The following is a 21,583-nucleotide window of genomic DNA, read 5'->3' as shown; positions in this document are numbered from 1 at the left end:
CGGGGTCTCTCCGTCAGCCCGCCCGACGGTTGGCGCGCACGGCGCCCAGGATCACGCCGAGTTTGGCCAGCGACAGCGGGTGCTCGCGCATGGAGACGACCTCGTTGAACCGGCGTGCGATCGCCACGTCCGTCACGGTCGCCGTGAGGATCTGCCGGCTCGCCCAGCTGGAGATCCGGTAGCCGCGCGGGTAGGGGCCGTCGACGTGCGGCAGCGCCAGGTCGGCGGAGGTCGACGTCGACCACGCGGCGTCGACCACGACCTTCTGCAGGCCGAGGAAGTGGCGGGCCGGCACGCTCAGGTCCGGGCCGGGGCGTAGGTACGCCGACAGGCAGGCCGCGTGCAGGGCCGCGGCCGTCATCCCCTGCCCGTACACCGGGTTGAACGACGCGACGGCGTCGCCCACGCTGACGAGCCGGGCCGGGAAGCGCCGCAGCGCGTGGAAGTCCCGACGCCGACTGTCGGCGTGGTGGTAGGTCTGCACGTCACCGAGCATCTCCTGGTCGGCGACCTCGCCGAACTCGGGCGGGAACTGCTCGCGCAGCCGTCGGACGAAGTCCTGCGCGGTGCGTCCCGGCCGGTCGTCGCCGTAGCCGGCCATCATGGCCATCCACCGGCCGTCCTCGATGGCGAAGAAAGCGGCGCCGGCGACGTCCGTCATGGTCCGTGGGGTGTGCAGGGCCATGACGACGCGCATCTGAGGGGTCTGCTCCGGGCGTCGGAACAGCGCGGTGGCGTAGTTGAGGTGCACCGGCATCCGGCGGGTGGCGGGCCGCTCCCAACCGGCCTGTTCCAACCAGTCGGAGAGCCGGCTGGACCGGCCCATGGCGTCCACCACCAGATCGCCGCCCTCGACGCCGGCCACCCCGTCGACCTCGCAGCGCACACCGGTGACCGCGTCGCCCTCGATCACGAGCCCGGTGGCGCGGGCGGTGACGGTCTTGACGTTGGGGAGTCGGAGCACCTGCTGGCGGATCAGCCCCTCCAGCAGCGGCCGACTGCCGGCGAGGCTGTCGTCGTCGTCGGGTACGACCACCTTGCGTCGACCGTCGAGGTAGCTGCGTCGGGTGGCGGGTGGCGCCTCGACCGCGCCGTGGGCCAGCGCCTGCTGGCGGAACCCGGGGAACAACTGCTCCAGTTGCAGAAGACCGCCGGGCAGCAGCGCGTGCAGTTGGGTGCCCTGGGGCACGCCGGGCCGTGCGCCGCTGACCTGCGGGTCGTCCCGGTCGATGAGGATCACGCTCTCGGCGTGGTCGGACAGGACCCGGGCGGCCAGCAGGCCGGCGACGCTGCCGCCGACCACCACCGCCTTACCCAGGACCGAAGTTGGCTGTTCGGGAGGTCGCACGGCGTTCAACGCGGCGAAGACCCGAACCGGGGAGAGGGACATGGTGCTCTCCAAAGGAGTACGAGGCAGGGCACCCTCCCCCGAGTCTGCCGCACGGACAGACCGGCGGCGCCGGCCGTTCGACAGGATGCCTGACGATCGTTGCACAGGCAGTGTCGGTAGTCCGTACGGCCCACACGGGTGTCGGAAACCGGCCACACCGCTGGACGAGGTGAGCGTACGGCTGATTGGGCTTGGCGCGCGCGAGTCGGATCTGTCAGCATCACCGGCATGCCCGTCGCCCGTCGTACCCTGCTCGGGGTTGGCCTGGCCGCTGCGACCTCCGCTCTCACCGGCTGTGGCGACAGCGGCGGTGAGTCGGCGGGTGGGGCCGACCCGGGCGGCACGGTGACGGCCACCGACGCGGCGGGGAACAGGGTGGGATTCGGCGCGGCCGGGAAGCCCACGGCCCCTTCGTCGGGCACGCCGAGCGCCTCCCCCACGGCCGGCGCGGGCGTGCCGGGCAACCAGGCCCGGTACGCCGCGGACGTGACCGCGTTGCTGCGGCGACACCTGCCCGCCTCGGCGCAGACCGTCACGCACCACGGCTTTCCCGGTGCGGTCGCTCTCGTGCTGGTCAACGGGAAGACGACCGTGCACACCGCGGTCGGGGAGGCCCTGCGCTACGCGGCCGGCCCGAAACTGCTCCCGGCGAAGAGCCGGGTCGCGATGCGCCCGGACTCCATCTTCGACCTCGCCTCGGTCACCAAGGTCTACACCGCCATCCTGCTGCTGCAGCAGGTCGACAGGGGCCGTGTCGACCTGGGCGCACCGGTACGCGACTACCTGCCGGGGTTCACCGGCACGGGCAAGGACCGCGTCACCGTCGAGATGCTGCTCACCCACACCAGCGGCCTCCCGGTCGGCGCCAAGGTCACCGGTCTGCCGGACAACGCGGCCCGGTGGAACGCGGTCCTCGCCACACCGCTGGTATCGGGCGCCGTGCCCGGGGACACGTTCCGCTACTCCAGCGTCGGCCTCATGGTCGCCGGCAAGATCGTCGAGAAGATCACCGGCAAACGCCTCGACCAGGCGCTCAAGGCGAACCTCACCGGCCCGCTCGGCCTGCGCGACACCGGCTTCGCCCCCACGACCTGGCTGTCGGCCAGCGAGAGGGCGGCCCGGATGGTCGCCACCGACGCCCGCTCGTCCCGCGGCCTGCTCCGCGGCACCGTGCACGACGACGTCGCCAACCACCTCGGGGGCGTCGCCGGTCACGCGGGGGTGTTCGCCAGCGCCAGCGATCTCGCGGCGGTCGGCCAGCTGCTCCTCGACGGTGGCACCTACCAGGGCCGCCGGGTCCTCGCCGCCGACACCGTGCGCCGGATGCTGACCAACCACAACGCGGGCAAGCCGGCCGTCGACCCGGAGCGTCCGCACCGCACGGCCGCCCACGGTCTCGGCGTCGTGCTCAACCAGCAGTGGTTCATGGGCCGGCTCGCGTCGGGTCGCACCTTCGGCCACACCGGGTTCGCCGGTCCCTCACTGCTGGTCGACCCGGGCCGCAAGCTGGTCCTCGCCCTGCTCACGAACCGGGCCCACCCGAACTGGTCCTGGGCGAATCCCGATCCGGTCCGCGCGGCCGTCGGCGACCTCCTCGCCTCGTCGGTCACCTGACCGACGCCATCGGCGGTCAACCCGCCACGGCGGCCGGCTCCCGGTCCCGACGACGCCCCGCGTAGCTGACGATTCCCAGGCCCAGCCCGATGACCGCCAGGACCAGGCCCACCCGGGCCGGCGCGAGGTAGCCGAGCCCGGCGGCGATGCCGACGCTGCCCAGCGCCGCGCCCAGGCTGTTCGCGATGTTCATGGCGGACTGGTTGAGCGCCGCGCCCATCAACTGGGCGCCGGGGGCGACCGTGATGAGGCGTGCCTGCAGGACCGGACCGAGGTAGAGACTCGTCGCGCCGACCAGGAACGCGCCGACGAAGAGGCCCACGGGGTGCGACGCGACGACACTGAACACGCCGATGCTGACGATCATCGCCACGAAGCCGATCATCTGGCTGCGACGCAGGTCCCGGTCGGCGAGCCAGCCGCCCAGGGCGTTGCCGACGGTCATGCCGAGGCCCACCGCGACCAGCACCCAGGGCACGGTCGCGGCGGAGAGTCCGGCGACGTCGGTGGTGACCGGCGCGATGTACGAGTCGACCGCGAAGAACCCGGCGAAGCCGATCGCGCCGGTGGCCGCGACCAGCCAGACCTGCGAGGTGCGCAGGGCCCGCAGCTCGGCGGCCGGCGAGCCGTCCGCCGCCGCGGCGACCTCCGGCACGACCGCCAGCACGGCCAGCAGCGTGAGCAGGAAGACACCGGCGATGACCAGGTACGCCGTACGCCAGCCGGCCGCCTGCCCGAGCCGGGTGATCAGCGGTACGCCCACCACGTTGCTCACGGTCAGGCCACCGAGCACGGTGGCGAAGCCCCGCGCCTCGTTGCCGGGACCCATCAGGGTCGCGGCGAGCAGGCCGGCCGCGCCGAAGTACGCGCCGTGCGGCAGCGCGGCGACGAACCGCGCGACCAGCACCAGCTCGAAGTTCGGGGCGGTCGCCGAGGCGATCGTGCCCGCGACGAAGAGGACGAGCAGCCCGAGCACGAGCCGGCGGCGGGGCAGGCGCGCGCTGAGCGCGGCGATCAGTGGAGCGCCCACGACGACGCCCAGCGCGTACGCGGTGATCATCCAACCGGCCCGCGCGACGGCGTCCGACGAGGATCGGGCGTAATCCTGGGCGAGCAGGTCGCGTGCCATCTCGGGGAGCAGGCCCATCGCCACGAACTCCGTCAGGCCGACCGCCACGCCGCCCAGTGCCAGGGCGGCAAGCGCCGCGAGGCGTTGACCTCTGCTCAGTGCGTTCACCGAGCGAATTTAGCAACAGCGTTGCGTAATAGAGTGGCGAGATGACGCGGACCACAGCGGACGTGACGTTCCTGCGCGGCTACAACCAGGCGCAGGTGTTGGCCGTGGGGCGTACGGCACGGACGTTCGAACGGTCGACCGTCGTCGCCGCCACCGGCCTGACCCCGCAGGCCGTCTCCAAGGTCATCGCGCGCCTGAGCGCCGACGGCCTGATCCGCCCCGCCGGTGTCCGCCGCCTGGGCGTCGGCAAACCCGCGCTCGTCTACGAGCTGGTCCCGGACAGCCGGTACGCGATCGGCGCGCACGTCGCCCGGCGCACGCTGCGACTGGTCCTGGTCGACCTGGCCGGCGCCGTGCGCCACTCGACGGTCCGACCGCTGCCCGCGGACTTCACCCCGGAACAGCTCCTCGACGCGCTGTGCGTCGGCATCGGAACGATCACCGCGGACCCCGCGCTACGGGACCGGCTGACCGGCGTGGGCCTCGGCATGATCGGCCCCCTGGACCACGCCAACGGGCTGGTCCGGGACGCGCACGGCCTACGGCACTGGCACGACGTACCGCTGCGCGAACTGGCCGAGGCGCGCCTCCGCCTGCCGGTGCACCTGGACAAGGACGTGACCGCGGGTGTCACCGCCGAGGCGTGGCGGTACGGCGCGACGTTCGGCGACGCGGCGCTCATCATGGTCGAATCCGGCATCGGGGGCGGTTTCTGGCTGGGCGGCGCGGCCCATCGGGGGGCGCACACCAACGCCGGCGAGTTCGGCCACACGGTCGTCGACCTGGACGGGCCCGTCTGCGTCTGTGGACGCCACGGCTGCCTGGAGGTCGTCCACCTCCGTGCCGTCGAGACGGGGGACGTCCCGCGTGCCGCCCGGGTCCTGGCGATCGGCGTCGTCAACCTGCTCCAGACCCTCGACCTCGCCCGCGTGGTCCTCGCCGGCGCGGATCTGCTGCGCCACGCCGAGGTCTACCGCGCCGCCGTGGAGCAGGCCGTCCGTACCGACGTGCGGCGTGCGGACTGGCTCGCCCCGAGCGTGACCCTCTCCAGCCTCGGCGCGGACGTGATCGCCGCCGGGGCCGCGATCCAGGTCCTCGACCAGCAGTACGGCGTCCCGGCGCTGGCCCCGGTCAGCTAGACGAGTAGTGCCTGACCTCGCTGGGGCGCTGGGCGCGGCCGGTGGCCGGGGTGACCCTCAGTCACCCGCGTGGGGGCGGATGCGGCGAGCCGCCGAGCCAACCTGTACACCTTTCGTGACCACCGAGGTATCGGAGGGTGATGCCGCGTCGGGATGCTGACGGCATGCGCAGAAGACGAGCCCCATGGGTCCTGTTGTCATTGCCGCTGCTCAGCCTTCTTACCGCCTGCAGTCCACCCGACGAGCCTGTTGTCGCGCTAGCCGTCCACGATGGTCGGCCGGTAGGTGTCCTGGTGACCTGCGGCGGGATGTCAGCCCGGGTCCGTGTCTACGAGGACCCCCCTGACGACGGGAGCGAGCGTCCGCTGGTCTTGTGGGCCGCCAGCGGTCGACCCACAAGCGGGACCGTGGAGGTTGTCCTGCTCGGTCAGCCGCCGGATGGCTGGGAGGTCGAGGAGGCTACCGACTTCTTCGCCGAAGGACTTGGCACAGTGGTGGACGTCGAGCCGCTCACCGAACTCAGGCCCGAGGTCACCTACAGCGTCGGGGGGTCTGGTGGGCGTGATGCCATCTCGGTAGATTTCACCCTCGCGGATCTCCCGCGAATCGGGCCGGACCAGGTGCTGGCGCCGCGCGGCCGGGATTCGACGAAGATCGTTTCGCGGAAGACCTTCCTGCGCAAGGCCCGCGCCAGTTGCTGACGACATGGGCGTCGCCGTGCAGTCGTTACCGACCCCTGCGTGTCGTTCGTGACCTCGTACCCGCTGAGCGACCCCGGGACCGAGCGGTCGCCTACCGCGGGACGGCGTCCGTGTAGACGCAGCCGTTGCCCGGGTCCTCGCTGGCGCTGATCACCGCGTCGAGGCGATCCCGGACCTGGACGAGTTGGTCGATCTGGTGGGTGATGCGGTCCCGTTCGGCGTTCAGCAGGGCACGGGACTGCGGGGTGTTGACCTGAGCGTCGACGCAGGGCAGCAGATCCAGGATCGTCCGGCTGGACAGACCCGCGCCGTACAGCGTCTGGATGAGCTGGACGCGGTCGATCGCTCCCTCGCCGTAGTGGCGCTGACCGCCGCCGCTGCGCTCGGGGATCAGCAGCGACTGTTCCTCGTAGTAGCGCAGGGCGCGCACCGACACTCCCGTGTTGGTGGCGAGTTCTCCGATCCGCACGGCCCCTCCCCCCTCACGTGGTGACGCCGACAACACTTACCTCTGACGTCAGCGTCAGATTCTAGCGTCGTCCACGCGACGGCTGCCAGTGCGACGGCTCCCGTCGACGTACGCCGGCGGACCGGGAGGGTTGGCGCACCCCTCCCGGTCCGGACCACGGCGACGTCCGTCGCAGTCGGTCAGCGGGTGTACGGGCCGTTGACGACGTCCATGATCGGATGCTGGGTCGTCCTGTCCTGCGCCCGGCCGCCGGTCGAGCCGACCGGGTCGGCCCGCCCCTCGCTGACATCGAAGTCGTAGGCGCTCTCCGCGTGCAGGACCTGGTCGATGCCGGCGACCTCGTCCGATCGCGGCACCCGGAAGCCGACCGTCACATCAATGATCTTGACGAGCAGCCAGGTCAGCGCCACCGAATACGCGGCGACGGCGAAGGCGCCGACCGCCTGCTTCCCCAGTTGCCCGGCACCCGCGCCGGCGACGAGGCCGTCGGTGGTGTCGAACACTCCGATGAGCAGCGTGCCGACGAAACCACCGACCGCGTGAACCGCCACGACGTCCAGTGAGTCGTCGTAGCCGAAGCGGTCCTTGAGGCCGACGGCCCCGGCGCAGACGACACCGGCGATGACACCGATGGCGATCGCACCCCAGGTGTTCACGACCGCGCACGCGGGGGTGATCGCCACCAGGCCGGCGACCGCGCCCGACGCGGCGCCCAGGGAGGTGAAGCCACCCTTGCGTACGCGCTCCCAGACGAGCCATCCGATCATGCCGGCACCGGCCGCCACCTGGGTGTTCATGAAGGCGACACTGGCGGTGCCATTGGCGGCGAGGGCCGATCCGGCGTTGAACCCGAACCACCCGAACCACAGCAGGCCGGAGCCGAGCATCACGAGCGGCAAGCTGTGCGCCCGCATCGACTCACGCCTGAAGCCGACCCGGTTGCCGAGGACGAGGAGCGCGCCGAGGGCGGCCATGCCGGCGTTGATGTGGACCGCCGTGCCTCCGGCGAAGTCCTTCACGCCGAGCTTGAAGATCCAACCGTCGGCCTGCCACACCCAGTGGGCCACCGGGAAATACACCACGGTCACCCAGAGCGCGACGAACAGCATCCACGCGCCGAACTTGGCACGGTCGGCGATCGCCCCGCTGATCAGGGCCGGCGTGATGACGGCGAACATCATCTGAAAGACCGCGAACGCGAGCACCGGAATGCTGCCCGTCAACGTGGTGTCCGAGATGCCGCTCAGGCCCACGTTGCTCAGGTCGCCGACGAGTCCGCGTCCACCGACGTCGTCGCCGAAGGCGAGCGAGTATCCGTAGGTCACCCAGAGCACGCTGACGATGCCCAGGCTGATGAAACTCATCAGCAGCATGTTGAGAACGCTCTTCACGCGAACCATGCCGCCGTAGAAGAACGCCAGGCCGGGGGTCATCAGCATGACCAACGCGGCGCTGATCAGAACGAATGCGGTATCCCCCGCGTCGAAGCCGTCTGGCATCGAGATGCACTCCATGTCGTGGTAGCTGCCGCAGCAGTGCGGCGTGGTGAATGTCGGTCCGACCGCCTCAGACGAGGTCGGCGGCCTTCAGGGCGCTGCAGCAGGTGTCGACGATGAGGCGGGTGACGGTGTACGGGTCGACATTGGCGTTGGGCCGGCGGTCCTCGATGTAGCCCTTCTTGTCGATCTCCACCTGCCACGGGATGCGGACGGAAGCACCGCGATCCGAGACGCCGTAGCTGTACTCGTTCCAGGGCGCCGTCTCGTGCGCGCCGGTCAGACGGGCCTCGACGCCGGCGCCGTAGCTGCGGATGTGCTCGGCGGGCTTGTCGCCCCGGCCGAGGGCCTCGCAGGCCTCGATGATCGCCGAATAGTTCTCGCGCATGGCGCGCGTCGAGAAGTTGGTGTGCGCGCCGGCGCCGTTCCAGTCGCCCCGCGCGGGCTTCGGCTCCAGGGTCGCGGAGATGCCGAAGTCCTCAGCCGTGCGGTGCAGGAGCCAGCGGGCGATCCACAGCTGGTCGGCGACCTCCAGTGGGGACAGCGGACCGACCTGGAACTCCCACTGGCCGGGCATGACCTCAGCGTTGATGCCGGAGAGGGACAGTCCTGCGGCGAGGCAGTTGTCCAGGTGCTTCTCGACCACGGCGCGGCCGTAGATCTCGTCCGCGCCGACGCCGCAGTAGTAGCCACCCTGCGGAGCCGGGTAGCCGCCGTCCGGGAAGCCCAGCGGGCGGGAGCCCTTGAAGAACGTGTACTCCTGCTCGATGCCGAACAGCGACTCCTGGCCGGCGAACTGCTCGGCCACCGGGCGCAGCAGCGCCCGCGTGTTGGACTCGTGCGGGGTGCCGTCGGTGTTGAACACCTCGCAGAGCACCAGCAGGTGCGCCCCGCCGCGGATGGGGTCGGCGTAGGTGGCGACCGGTTCGAGGACACGGTCGGAGCTGCTGCCCTCGGCCTGGTTGGTGCTGGAACCGTCGAAGCCCCACGTGCCCGGCGTGACGCCGTCCTCGATGATCTTCGTCTTCGACCGGAGCTTCGCGGTCGGCGCGGTGCCGTCGATCCAGATGTATTCAGCCTTGTACGCCATGGGTCTCTTCTCCTGTGATCGGGCCGGATGGCCCACGAAATCGTGATCGGTGGAACGGACGGTTCAGACCGCCGCGAGCGGCGCGTCGGTTCGCACGAGGGTGGCTGACGCCGGGCCCTCGCCCACCGTCGACGTGAGCAGTGCGACAACGTTGTCATGTGCTCCGCGTTCGGCATCGGAGAGCGCCGTGCCTCCCCAACGGTCCCGCAGAGTTGGATCGGCCCCCCGGTCCAGGAGGTACTGGACCACGTCGAGGTTTCCGTCGGAGGCGGCCAGGTGCAGCGCCGTCCGCCGGTCGTAGTCGGCCGAGTTCGGATCCTTCCCCGCGGCCAGCGCGAGCCGGACGTACTCCAGATCGCCGTGACTGGCGGCCCACAGCAACCGCGTGGTCGACGCCACCTCGTCCTCGTTCCTGCCACGTCGCGGATCGCGTTTGCCGGAGTCCTCCCCGGCGGCCAACGAGTCGTAGACGTGGAAGTTGAACCGGTTGATGAGTTCCTTGCAGAACGCGACTCCCCGGACGGAGTTGCCGAGCGCGTCGAGGCGGGGCGACCAGACGCAGACGCCCATCACGCCGGGAACCACGATCATGAGTCCGCCGGAGACACCGCTCTTCGCCGGCAGACCGATCGTGAAGGCAAACTCCCCCGAATAGTCGTACATCCCGCACGACGACATCAGCGACAGGCACTTGCGTGCGGTGTCAGCCGAGAAGATCCGCTCCCGGGTGAGCGGGTTGACGCCGCCGTTGGCGAGTGAGGCGGCAACGACCGACAGCGACCGCGCGTCGACCTCGATGGAACAGCACTGGAAGTAGAACTCCAATGTCTCGGTGAGGTCGGTGCCGTCCGGAAAGGCCTGATGCTCGCGCATGAAGTACCCGAGCGCGAAGTTCCGATCCGCCGTACGCCGTTCCGAGAGATAGACGGCATTGTTGAAGCCGACCGTCCCGCCGCCGGCCAAGCTGCGCCACGTTTCGGCGACGTGGTCGAAACGGTCGGCCATCTCCCATCTCGGGCGCAGCAGCGAGCAGCACATGATCGCCCCAGAATTGATCATCGGGTTGTGCGGAAGGCCCTCGTTGTTCAATGTCAGCTCGTTGAACCCGCGACCGCTGGGTTCCCGCCCCACGTGCCGATGGACCTGTTCGGCGCCGTGCTGCTCCAGCGCCAGACAATAGTTGATCGGCTTGCAGACCGACTGGACGCAGAACGGGGTCTCCGCGTCCCCCACGGCGAAACGCTGGCCGTCGGTCGTGCACAACGCGATCCCGAAATTCTCCGGATCGACGCGGCCGAGCTGCGGGATGTAATCGGCTACCCGCCCCCCGTCCACACCCCTGAGGCCCTCGTAGATCGAGAAGATCTCCGTCTGTAAGGCGGCGAAGTCCGGAATGACGAGGTCTCCGCGAAGGGACCTCTCGATGACACCGCCACCCGTCCTGCACCACGCGATGAAACGGGATATGTCGATGCGGGCCGGACCGTCGCCGCTGGTGGCAGACCGCACCTCGACCAGGCGCGGGTCCGTCTCCGAGATGCCTGCGGCGCGCAGCCGGCCGACGAGTTCCGCCACCGCGACCGTTCCGTCGGTGTCGACCGTGAAGGATCCGAACAACTTCCCGTACTCCGCCGCTGCAAAATCGTCGAAGCCGGACGGCTCGATACGGCGGGACCACGCCTGATCGGGGCGACGTGGCACGGCTCTGGTTTTCCTGGTCGCGGGCATAGCGGGTTTCAACTACTCCGTAATCAATGGTGACAACGTGGTGGCGACGCCATCTCCGGGAGTCGCGCTCCGGTGACGGTTGACCCACCGACCTTTCGAAGACTAGGAGGGACCGGTGTACGACCGCTTGATTTCCTCTTACCTGCGACTGCCGCCCCCAGCCGCTCCATCGGGGGTGCCGGGACACGTGAGTGAATAGGGGCAGCACTACCGCTACGGTGATTTCTCACACACCTTTAGAACAGGTTGTGTGAATCCGTTGGGCGCACGCCTCCGATGTCATGGTCGCGCGCACGCGGTCACCCAGCCGTCCGTACGCGCCCGGCTAGCCGCCGGTCCCCCCGTCGTCGACGAACGCGACCACGGCTGCCCAGGCCGGCCCGGCACCTGTCGCGACGCCTCGTGCGGCCGAGGGGCGCCGGGGCGGACGACCCCGTGGGAGGCTGGCGACACCGCCGACACCCGCGCGGCGGCGGGGATGGACTGCCGACGGACCCGCCGATTACGTCTTTTCGAAAATCGATATCCAATCGACAGGAGAGACCGTCGCGCAGAGCTGGCAGGACAATCCCGGAGCGATATTTAAGGCATATTTAATCGGCGCGGCCGGATAGGCGCAGGGGGTCGACTCGTACTCTTTCTTCTCGGAAGAAAGGTGCACCCTCGTTGACACATCTGCGATCCACCCCTCGACACCGTCGCGCCCTGACCGCCCTGCTGGTGGTGGGCCTGGCATTCACCGGCGGATGCAAGGAGTCCCCTGGCACGCCCGGCGCTTCCGGCCCGTCCAGCGACACCGGCATCGGCTCGTCCGGACCCGCGACACCGACGACCGCCCCGGCGACCACCCCGAGCGCCCCGGGCACCTCGACCAGCCCGTCCGCCCCGGCCAAGCCGGGCACCTCGTCCACGACCGCCGCCGCGCCCACCACGTCGGGTGGTTGGATCACCGTCGACGCCGCCGCGCAGGCCGCCGCGACGAGGGCGTTCTTCGCGCGCAAGCCGAAGCCGGTGACCGGCAACCCGGTGAAGGTCGCGGAGTTCAACGTCGGCTGCACGGTCAGCCACCACAACAGTGACGACCCGATCGTCCTGCCCAAGCTGGCCGGCGCCTCGCACAACCACACCTTCTGGGGCAACAGGTCGACCGACGCCACCTCGACGGCGGAGTCGCTGCGGGCGTCGAAGGCGACCACCTGCAACTCGCCGGACGACCAGTCGGCCTACTGGGTGCCGACCATGTACCAGAACGGCAAGGTCGTCGACCCGACCGAGGTGACCGTCTACTACGGTTCCCGCCTGAAGGACCCGAGCAAGACCCAGCCCTTCCCGTTCGGCCTGCGGATGATCACCGGCAATGCCAAGAACCAGGTGGACACCCCGGACAAGCAGGGCAACCACTTCTGGTGCGCCGGCATCGGTGGCGAGATCGGCCGCAGCGCCGACAAGACCTTCCCCGTCTGTGCCAAGACCGCGCACGTCGTCCGGCAGATCACCTTCCCGGACTGCTGGGACGGCAAGCACCTGGACAGCCCCGACCACAAGGCGCACATGGCCAACGGCGACCACACCGGAGCCTGCCCGAAGAGTCACCCGGTGCCCGTCCCGTCGGTGTCCTTCGTGGTCTCGTACCCGTTGAGCGCGAACACGAACGGCATCACCCTCGCGTCCGGCACCTCGTTCTCGATGCACGCGGACTTCTTCAACGCCTGGAAGGACGAGGCGCTGGCCGCAAGGGTCCGCAACTGCCTCGACCAGAAGGTGAAGTGCAACTCCGCCGGCAACTTCTGAACTGACCGGCCGGCGAGTCGACGCCGATCGACGAGGTCTCCGGTGGACGATTCGGGCGACCAGCCCGGACCCGATGCCGGAGACCTCGCGTCAGCCGACTCGACTGCCTACTTGCGCAACAGACCCAGGAATTTCTGCTGCCGTCGGGAACGCCCGGTCGGCGGCGAACTCGCCGATGTAGACGACGGCGGCACCACCGCTCAAGCGCGGACATCCCTGGTCCATCCGAGGAATCGGCGGTGCAGCACACCGGCCGGCGTCCACCGCATGTCCTCGGTCGCCTGCACGAGGTAGGACCCGAGGTAGAGGGCCAACGACACCGGAGCGTCCGCATACTCCGCGCGCAACTCGCGCTTACAGATCGTGCAGGGCCAGGGCAGGCCGCAGCCACCGCAGCTCCAGATCGGCATGACCGGGCCGTGGGCGGTCATCGCACACCGGCCAGGAGGCAAGCGATCATCGTCGATGTCTGCCGACTGGTCGCCCATCCGCCCTGCCAGCAGGGGTACGGCGCGAGCCGCGTCCACGACGTCCGGCAGCCGTTCCACCTGTCGTACGAGCCCCGGATGTGAACCGCGATGTTCGCCTCTCGCCGCCCACTGCTCACTGCTCACCCTCCTGGGGCCAGTGGACACGACTGATCGGAATCCGGTGCCGGGCACGGCAGGGCAGGTCTGCTCCGCAGCGGCAGACGTGTCGCCAGAGCCGCCACGACCACACCGGCCGATGCCTGCGGGCGAGCGTCAGCGCGGTGGCCGAAAGGTACTCCTCATAAGAAACGCGCCGCACCGACCTCTCCCTCGTTCGAGCACGAGGAGGGCTCCCTGCCCTCGAAGCTGAGGGACGCGGCGACCAGGCGATACCCGCACCGCCCGCCGCATCCCGTGAGCAAGAAGCTACGGTGGGTCGCGGAACGGAATGGGTAGAGTTCCTACCCCTGGATCACGAGAGAAGCCCGACCTTGACTGCGAGGTCACGGGCGTCGTCACGAGTGGAACGTGGGCCGTCGAGCAGGTCCACGGTGATCTGGCGGGCGTACCCGTTGAAGCGGATGGTCTCCGGTGCCGACTCGTACGCCTGCCGGAGGGTCGAGACGGCCGCTTCCGTGTCGTTCTTGCCATGGTGCGCCCGCGCGACCTCGATGAGATGGCGCGCCCGGCGCGGCCTCGACGGGATCGCCGCGGAGTCATGACGGCGCGCCTGTCTCACCGCCTCACCGGACTTCTGCAACTCCACCGCCACGGTCACCGCATGAGCGCCCATGATGACCTTCGAGAACGATGTCTGCGGCTGATAGAAACCCGTTGGCAGGCGCTGCGCCACTCGATCCGCACGATCCCAGTACCGCCAGGCCCTACCTTCCTCACCAGCACGGGCGGCGGTGTAGGCAGCCTCGAAGTTCAACGCACCCCAGAGCGCCAACAGGTTCGTGTTCCCATCGGCCGCACGGGACTCCAGCGCCGACAGGAGGTTCACTGTCACCGCCATCGCCGTGTCCCAGTCACCGGCATCCCGATGTACCTGGCAGAGGAACCACCCCGCGCACGCCACCGCCTCCGGGTCGCCAGACTCCTGCGCCGCCACCATCGCCCGGTCGGCGACCCGCCACAACAACTCGGCTGCGGGCTGATACGCGAGGAACATCTGCGCCAGGCCGAACGTCTCCGCCAACAGGGCCTGAGCCTGCCGACGCTCGTCACCCTCGTACGCCAACGCAGCACGCTGCACGTCGCGCAGCAACCCCGGCAACAATCCGCCCAACACCGTACGGTGATCCGACGCCTGATGACGCGCACGCCAGGCCATCGCGAGCCGATCCCTCAGTCTCGTCAACGACTCCGGCGAGATCTCGTCGAAAGCTGCGAAGCGGTTCACCGCGTCCCGCACCGACGCCAGCGCCGGGTGCTCCGGCCCATTGACAGCAGCAGACCGCGCCCCCAACTCGCCGGCAAGGACGGACACCTCGACCTTCAGAGCACGCGCGATCCGGTCCAGCATGTGAATACGGGGCGGCAGGATCCGATCGGTCTCCACCGCCTTGACCCACTCGGCACTGCGACCGACCAACCCACCGAGCACCGCGCGGGTTTTGCCCGACCGCTCGCGGTAAGCCTTCAACCGCTGCCCGAAGGTCAGTTCCGGCACGAGATCCATCCCGAACCTCCTCGTAGCGCGACAACACCAGCCGTATCCAGGGCCGACGTTGCCTCAACGCTACCGAGCGGCCAAGTCCCTCATAACCCCCTCGCTGGCAAGTTCTGGGCGCTCCGACACCCCACCCGCAGCTGTCTCCGGGGTCGGGGTCGGGCTGGTGCTGGTCCGTCGCAGCCCCACCCGGCTCGCGACGGTCCGGGCCGATATGACGGCGGTGACCGGTCACCCCGAGGGGTGACCGGCCACCGTCACGTCGATCGGCTAGAGCTTCGCCGCGCCCGCCTCGGTGGCCTCCTGCACCGCCGAGGTACGACGGACCTCAGCCCGCTCGTCGCCCGCGTCCTCCCGGTCGGCGACGGACATTCGGGCCGCCCGGTTGGCGGTCGGCGCGGCCTGGTCGCCCGTCACGCCGCCCCGGATGCGGTTGTTCGCCGCCACCTGCGCGGCCGGGTCGTTGCCCGTCACCGTCAACTGGCCGTTGATGATGTTGTCGTCGACGGTGACGCCACCGGTGGTGTTGGTGACGCTGACGTCCGCGCCCCAGTAGCCGCCCGACGCGCAACTGTCCAGGGTTCCGTTCGGGCCGAGCTGGACGCCGCCGAGGTTGCCGGCGAAGGTTGCCCTGCCCCGGACCGCGCTGCCGCACACGACACTGCCGGTGGCGCTGTTGAGCACCGAGAGGGTGCCGTCGACGAACGAGTCGTGCACGTCGGTGTAGTACGTGCCGGTGCTGCTGACGTTGCGCGTCACCTGGGTGCCCTGGTCGAGGCGTACCTCACCGGCGCCGACGGTGACGTTCCCGCTGATCGTCGACGCCTCGGCGAACAGGAAGCTGTCGATGGTCGCCGAACCCTTCGGCCGGACGGTCAACGCGCCGGTCCGGGCGTCGGACAGGAAGACGCCGTAGCCCCCGGCAGCCAGCACGACCTGGCCGTCGACGGTCGTCTCGGTGGCGTCGAGGTAGCCGTCGGCGGCGATCCGTACCTCACCGCTGACCCGGCCGCCGGTGACCACCAGGTTGGCGCCGGCGGCGACGGTGACGTTGCCGGTGATCGTGGTGCCGGTCAGCGCGCAGGACTCGCCGGCCGGGACGAGCAGGTCGTTGGGCACGGTCACCGCGCCGCCGGTGCCGATGCAGTGGGTGACCAGGTCGGCGTGGGCGGTGGGCGCCACGGCCAGCACCGAGGCGGCGATGACGGCGCTCACGGTGGCCAGCTTGGCGACGGTACGTCCGGGCATCGTGGTTCTCCCTCTGAATGAGATGCGGGGGCTCATGCGCCGACGTCCGATCGGGCCGCGGCCCGGACGATGGCGCCCTGCTGGCGCTTGCTGAGCGTTCCGGCGGTCACCAGCGCGGTGGTGACCGCCTCGACGTGCCGGACGAAGTCGGCGTGGCCGGGGTAGTCGGCGTGTTCGTCGATCAGATCGTTGATGGTGCAGCCGTCACCGGTGTCGACGTTCGCCACGCCGGTGTCGACACCGTCGATGACCACCGTTTCCCGCGTGTCGGAGGCGGGGCAGGCGTCGGTGCCGTCGGCCACGACGGTGAACGTCACCGACTGCTCGGCGGCGGTGTTACCGGCGGTGTCCGTCGCCCGGTAGCGCAGGGTGTGCGCCCCGACGGTACGGACGACGACCGGCGCGGTGTACGCGGTCCACGCGCCGCTGTCGAGGGCGTACTCGGTTCGCGCCACGCCCGAGTCGGCGTCGGTGGCCGTGACGGTCACGGTCCCGCCGCCGACGTACGCGCCGTCGCCGTTCCGGTCGCCGGCCACCGTGGCCGTCACGGTGGGTGCGGTGGTGTCCTCGGCCGGCGGCGCGACGACGGTGAAGTGGGCCATCTGCTCGGCCGAGGTGTTACCGGCCACGTCGGTGGCCCGGTAGTGCAGCATGTGCATCCCGGTGGCGGTCACCACGACCGGGCTCGTGTACGCCGTGAAGGCGGCCCCGTCGAGGGCGTACTCGATGGTGGCGACCCCCGACCCGGCGTCGGTGGCGGTCAGTGTGGCGGTGGCCGTACCGACGTAGTTGCCGTCGCCGTCGCGGTCTCCGGTCAGCGCGGCCGTGACCGTCGGCGCGGTAGTGTCCTCCTCGGTCGGCTCGACGACCCGGAACGACACCGAGCCGACCGCGCTGGTGTTGCCGTCCCGGTCGGTGGCGCGGAACTGGACCGAGTGGTCGCCGACCGCGTTTACCTGCACCGGCGCGGTGTACGGCTGGAAGCTGGTGTCGTCGACCTGGTATTCGACGGTGTCCACGCCGGAACCGGCGTCGGTGGCCGTGACGGTGACCGTCGCCGCGCCCACGTAGTTGCCGTCGCCGTCGCGGTCACCGGACACGGCGGCGGTGACGGTCGGTGGCGTGGTATCGCCGCCTCCCCCGCCGTCGGTGACCACCAACTCGCCGACCATCTGGCTGTGGCCGGGAATCGAGCAGAAGTAGCGGTAGCGGCCCGGCGTCAGCGTGACGGTCGCCTCGTGCCGGCCGTTGTTGGCGTCGAACGGACTCGCCAGGATGTTGAGCGTGACGTCGTGGTTGTAGCCCTCGGTGGACGTGTCGAAGGTCAACGTGTGCGGCATTCCGGTGGTGTTGCCGGTGGCCGCGCTGTTCTCCCAGACGATTGTCGTCGCGCCGGCCACCGCGGTGGTGGGGACGGACTTGTAGCGGGTGGTGTTGTCGTCGGCGGTCCAGGTGAGCACCTGGTCCGCGGCGGCGCGCGGGGCGGCGGAGGCGGGTGGCGCGGCCAACGGCGCGACCGTGAGCAGGACCGCCGCCAGCGCGGCCGTGAGTCGTCGGATCATCGTCTCTCCTAGAGCTCGCGCACGCGGATGTTGCGGAACTCGGTCAGGTCGTTGTCACCGTGGTTCTGCAGGCCGATGAAGCCGCGCAGGAACTGCCGCAGGTCGGTCGGCGGGTCGCCGGCCCGGGAGGACTGCTTGCCCGGCGTGTTGTCGAACTCGTTGATCACCACGCCGTTGCGGATCATCGTGTAGTGCTGCCCGACCACCCGGATCTCGTAGTCGTTCCACACGTTCTTCGGGGTGACGCCGGCCTGGGCGAGCGGAACCGGGTCGAAGTTGTAGACCGAGCCGGTCTTCTGCGGCTCGCCGCTCTCGCCGTCGTAGATCTGGATCTCGTGTCCGCAGTAGATCGCCATCCAGGCGGTCGAGGTCCGGGCCGACCCGATGGTGCCGCAGCTGCCTTCTGGCCGCTGCTCCAGCGGCACCCGCAGGTCCGGGAAGCGGATGAAGACACCGGTGTTGGCCCGGTTGGTGCCCGGCGCGATGTCCTTGAACTGCACCTTCAGCGAGAAGTCGCCCAGCTCCCTGGTGTGCCAGAGCATGCCGAGGCCGCCGCTGGAGCGCAGCGCCCCGTCGGGCTGGATGCTGAACGAGCCCGTCGGGGCCTGCTCCCAACCGCGTAGCGACTCGGCGGTGCCGTCGTAGAGCGGCTCGTACCCGGTGCGACCGTCCCGGCCGATGTCGGAGGCGGCGGCCAGCCGGGTGAGCGTGCCCGCCTCACGGGTGTTGAGCAGGCCGTCGTCCTGCAACGCGCGGGTCACCGCGCTGACGTGCCGGACGAAGGCGTTGTGGTCGGGCCAGGTGCTCTCGTCGTCGACGAGGTCGTTGATCGTGCAGCCCTGCCCGACCGTCCGGCTGGGCACGCCGGTGTCGGTGTCGCCGAGCCAGACCGTGGCCCGGGCGTCGGGCACCGCGCAGCCGACCGTGACGGTGGTCCGCACGGTCGCCGTCGCGCCGTCGGCGTACGTGACGGTGAGCTTCGCGGTGTAGGTGCCCACCTTGGCGTACGTGTGTCGGGGGTCCGCCTCGGTCGAGGTGCCGCCGTCGCCGAACTCCCACCGGTGGCTCACGCCGCCGGACTTCGAGCCGGTGAAGGCGATCGTCAGCGGCTTGTTCTGCACGGCCACCGAGGTCGCTGCGGGCGCCGGGGTGGGCGCGCCACCGGTGTAGGTGACCCGGATCAGCTTCTGGTTGGGGCTCAGGCTGAAGAAGCCGCCTCCGTAGTCGAGCAGGTAGAGCGCGCCGTCCGGGCCGAACTTGGCGTCCATCCAGCTCTGCAACCGGTTGTCGCCGTTGCCGCTGGGGATGATGGCCCGCAGCGACTCGGCGTACACCGGCGGGGCGGCCTGCGGCACGCCGGCCTCGTCGACGGTGACCGCGACCCGGTTGACCGGGTTCGACTGGTCGCCGATCAACCACTTGCCGTCCCAGTGTTCCGGCCAGGCGACGCCGCTGTCGGTGTCGACGAGGCTGCGGTGGTAGGTGGGGCCGGACATGATGGCCTGCCCGCCGCCGCGCAGGTACGGCTGCGTGTAGGTGGCGTCGGCCGCGACGTAGGTCGGAAGGCCGCTGCCGTCGGTCCGCTTCGGGAAGACCGGGCCGCCGCCGTCCGGCGAGTACCAGATCATGTTGTCCCGGGCCGCCGGGATGTCCTCCAGTCCGGTGTTGCGCGGCGAGGTGTTCTTCAGGTTGTCGCAGTCGTACCAGCCGGTCAGCACGCTGGCGTCGGTGTTGCTGCGGTCCCGGTACGGCTGCCGGTTACCCATGCAGTACGGCCAGCCCTGGTTACCGGCCGAGGTGATGATGGTGGCCGTCTCGTACTTCGCCGGACCGAGGGTGGGGCTGGGCGACGAGGCGTCCGGGCCGACCCAGCCGGCGGTCAGCCACTGGTGCACCGGGTCGATCTGGAGGCGGGCGATGTTGCGCACGCCCATGACGTAGATCTCCGGGCGGGTCTTCTCCGTGCCCGGGGGGAAGAGGTTGCCCTGCGGGATGGTGTACGTGCCGTCCGCCTCCGGGTGGATCCGGATGATCTTTCCGGCGAGGTCGTTGGTGTTACCCGACGTGCGGCGGGCGTCCTGGAACGAGGTCCCCTGGTACTCCTCGGTCCAGTTGTTGCCGGAGTAGCCCTGCGACCCCTCGGAGGAGTTGTTGTCGCCGGAGCCGACGTAGAGGTTGCCCTTGGCGTCGAACGCCATGCCGCCACCCGCGTGGCAGCAGCTGTGGATCTGCACCGGGAACTGCAACAGGTCCTTGCGGGTGCCCTGGTCGATCGTCTGGGTCGTCCGGTCGTAGGTGAAGCGGGAGATGGTGCGCTGACCGACCCGTTTGACCCGGTCGATCGACTCGTGTGGCATCCAGTAGACGTAGAGCCAGCCGTTCTCGGCGAACGTCGGGTCGGGCACGATGCCGAGCAGGCCTTCCTCGTTCTTGACCAACTCCGAGCCGCTGCCCCGGTTGCCCATCACCTCCAGGGTGGTGAGCAGCTTGACCTGCTTGCTGCGCGGGTCGTAGGAGTGGATGGTGCCGCAGCCCAGGCCAACCTTCGGGTCGTTCCAGTCCGCGATCGGGCCGCTCGGGCAGGCCGCCTTGCCGACGTAGAAGACGGTGCCGTCGGGGGCGATGGTGAGCCCGTGCGGCTCGCCGATCTGGTCGAGCTGCCCGGTCTGGTTCGCGGCGGTCAGCCGTTCGACCTTGTAGTTCGCGGCGATCGTCGCCTGGCAGTCACCGCGTACGCGGCCGGTGGTCCAGTTCAGCGCCCCGGTCAGGTGCGCCCGGAACGCCTCCTCGCCGTAGCTGCCCTCGGTGTGGCCCATGCCGGTGTAGAACGACCGCCCGCCGTCGTAGTCCCGGCACCAGGACACCGGGTGGAACGGACCGTTCGCGCCCGGACCCGGGTCGTAGTGCCGCTCCTCGACCTGGGCGAGGGTGTGCACCGCCCCGATCGGGTTCGTCTCCCAGTTGTCCCAGCGGTCCGACCGGGTGAGGGTCAGCGGCAGCGACGCGGTGGCCGGGTGTTTGCGGTCCAGGATGTCGACCACCGCCCGGTTCACCGGGGTCGGCGGCGGCGCGGTGGCCGTGCCGGTGAACAGCCGCAGGTCGGCGAGCTGGATCAGCGGCTCACCGCTGTTGGCGGTGATGTTCAGCCGGTAGCGGCTGAACTCCTGCGGCGAAGCGATGTCGAACCGCCGGGTCTGGAACCGTTCGGCGAACGCCTGGTTGGTGCGCTGGTCCAGATCGGTCCAGCTCTGGCCGTCCGTTGAGCCCTGCAGGGTCCAGTCCTTCGGATCCCGCCCGACGAAGTCGTTGGCCGACGTCAGCGCGTACCCGGTGATCCTCTTCGGTGCGGCCAGCTCGTAGGTCACCCAGGCCGTGGGCGTGCGGACCAGCCACTTCGTGTTGGCGTCGCCGTCGGTCAGCTTCTCCTTGGTCTCGGTGGGCGGGTTCTCGCCGCTGGCGGTCACCCGGGCCACCGGCTCGGCCACCGGGATCGCGCCGGCCGGGCGGGCGCCGATCAGGCCGGTGAACCAGGTCGAGTCGACCTGCGCGCGGGCGGCGTCGGCGATGCCGACGAAGCCGCCGCCGGCCTTCATATAGGCCTGGAGCGCCAACTCCTGGTCGCGGTTGAGCGCGGCGCCCGTCGCGGAGAGGAACACCACGCTCCGGTACGCGGACAGCTTGGTCGGAGTGAACACACCCGGGTCCGTGGTGGCCATGACATCGATGTCATGACTGGCCGCAAGTTGTCGGATGGTGTCCACCGCGCGCGCCACCGGGTCCTGCTGTTCGGCCACCGGCCCGTGGAACACGAGCACGGCCGTGCCGCTCTGCTGCGTCGGCGCTGGCGCCGCGCTCGCCGCTCGCGGCGCGGCTGCCGCCGCCGATGCCGTGGTCGTGGCCGGGATCAGCGTGGCGAAGGCCGCTATCGCGGCGAGGGTACGTCGTAGGTCTCTTGTCATCCCCGTCCCCACCT

General features: G+C 70.1%; 14 protein-coding genes and 1 pseudogene. 4 read left to right on the top strand and 11 right to left on the bottom strand.

Annotation, left to right across the window (positions count from 1 at the left end; translation table 11 throughout):
- Positions 1–13 precede the first annotated feature (13 nt).
- On the bottom strand, positions 14–1,390 hold the full coding sequence (locus ACQP03_RS14015; protein WP_357121178.1) for an FAD-dependent oxidoreductase: 1,377 nt from the start codon (positions 1,388–1,390) through the stop codon (positions 14–16).
- A gap of 228 nt (positions 1,391–1,618) precedes the next feature.
- Here ACQP03_RS14015 and ACQP03_RS14010 point away from each other — a divergent pair, with 228 nt between their 5' ends.
- Positions 1,619–3,004, top strand: a complete 1,386-nt coding sequence (locus ACQP03_RS14010) for a serine hydrolase domain-containing protein (RefSeq protein WP_357172108.1) — start codon at positions 1,619–1,621, stop codon at positions 3,002–3,004.
- Between the two features lie 16 nt (positions 3,005–3,020).
- Here ACQP03_RS14010 and ACQP03_RS14005 read toward each other — a convergent pair whose 3' ends face one another.
- Positions 3,021–4,241 (bottom strand): MFS transporter, encoded by a 1,221-nt coding sequence (locus tag ACQP03_RS14005; RefSeq protein ID WP_357392720.1) that lies wholly within the window; start codon positions 4,239–4,241, stop codon positions 3,021–3,023.
- Between the two features lie 41 nt (positions 4,242–4,282).
- On the opposite strand from ACQP03_RS14005, the gene ACQP03_RS14000 reads away from it, so the two are divergent.
- Both ACQP03_RS14000 and ACQP03_RS13995 read left to right on the top strand, forming a co-directional pair.
- Positions 4,283–5,380, top strand: coding sequence for an ROK family protein (locus ACQP03_RS14000; protein WP_433460959.1), 1,098 nt, complete (start codon positions 4,283–4,285; stop codon positions 5,378–5,380).
- A 407-nt stretch (positions 5,381–5,787) separates the two neighbouring features.
- Complete coding sequence (locus tag ACQP03_RS13995; protein WP_357172105.1) at positions 5,788–6,081, top strand: hypothetical protein; 294 nt, start codon at positions 5,788–5,790, stop codon at positions 6,079–6,081.
- Positions 6,082–6,172: 91 nt separating this feature from the next.
- On the opposite strand, the gene ACQP03_RS13990 is transcribed toward ACQP03_RS13995, so the two are convergent.
- From ACQP03_RS13990 to glsA, 4 genes are all read right to left on the bottom strand, one after another.
- Positions 6,173–6,550: a MerR family transcriptional regulator gene (locus ACQP03_RS13990; protein ID WP_357121163.1), complete on the bottom strand. Its 378-nt coding sequence runs from the start codon at positions 6,548–6,550 to the stop codon at positions 6,173–6,175.
- Between the two features lie 179 nt (positions 6,551–6,729).
- A complete protein-coding gene (locus tag ACQP03_RS13985) occupies positions 6,730–8,049 on the bottom strand; it encodes an ammonium transporter (protein WP_357121160.1) in 1,320 nt (439 codons plus the stop codon).
- 67 nt (positions 8,050–8,116) lie between these two features.
- The gene (gene glnII / locus ACQP03_RS13980) at positions 8,117–9,136 is read right to left on the bottom strand and encodes a glutamine synthetase (RefSeq protein ID WP_357172103.1); all 1,020 of its coding nucleotides are present in this window, start codon (positions 9,134–9,136) and stop codon (positions 8,117–8,119) included.
- Positions 9,137–9,199: 63 nt separating this feature from the next.
- Entirely contained in the window at positions 9,200–10,837 is a 1,638-nt protein-coding gene (glsA, locus tag ACQP03_RS13975) for a glutaminase A (RefSeq protein WP_396832754.1), read from the bottom strand.
- A 693-nt stretch (positions 10,838–11,530) separates the two neighbouring features.
- Here glsA and ACQP03_RS13970 point away from each other — a divergent pair.
- Complete coding sequence (locus ACQP03_RS13970) at positions 11,531–12,655, top strand: DUF1996 domain-containing protein (RefSeq protein ID WP_433460958.1); 1,125 nt, start codon at positions 11,531–11,533, stop codon at positions 12,653–12,655.
- A gap of 212 nt (positions 12,656–12,867) precedes the next feature.
- Here ACQP03_RS13970 and ACQP03_RS13965 read toward each other — a convergent pair.
- The 5 genes and pseudogenes from ACQP03_RS13965 to ACQP03_RS13945 all read right to left on the bottom strand — a co-directional run.
- Positions 12,868–13,086: pseudogene (locus ACQP03_RS13965) on the bottom strand (hypothetical protein); the annotation flags it as partial.
- Positions 13,087–13,597: 511 nt separating this feature from the next.
- On the bottom strand, positions 13,598–14,809 hold the full coding sequence (locus tag ACQP03_RS13960) for a helix-turn-helix transcriptional regulator (protein WP_357121148.1): 1,212 nt from the start codon (positions 14,807–14,809) through the stop codon (positions 13,598–13,600).
- Between the two features lie 261 nt (positions 14,810–15,070).
- Positions 15,071–16,048 (bottom strand): hypothetical protein, encoded by a 978-nt coding sequence (locus ACQP03_RS13955; RefSeq protein WP_433460957.1) that lies wholly within the window; start codon positions 16,046–16,048, stop codon positions 15,071–15,073.
- 32 nt (positions 16,049–16,080) lie between these two features.
- Positions 16,081–17,610 (bottom strand): OmpL47-type beta-barrel domain-containing protein, encoded by a 1,530-nt coding sequence (locus ACQP03_RS13950; protein WP_433460956.1) that lies wholly within the window; start codon positions 17,608–17,610, stop codon positions 16,081–16,083.
- An 8-nt stretch (positions 17,611–17,618) separates the two neighbouring features.
- Complete coding sequence (locus ACQP03_RS13945; RefSeq protein WP_433460955.1) at positions 17,619–21,569, bottom strand: ThuA domain-containing protein; 3,951 nt, start codon at positions 21,567–21,569, stop codon at positions 17,619–17,621.
- Positions 21,570–21,583 lie beyond the last annotated feature (14 nt).

The organism is Micromonospora sp. CA-248212 (assembly GCF_050948405.1).
GTDB lineage: Bacteria > Actinomycetota > Actinomycetes > Mycobacteriales > Micromonosporaceae > Micromonospora.
The sequence above is the reverse complement of the archived record's forward strand: the minus strand, read 5'-3'. Positions and strand labels throughout refer to the sequence as shown.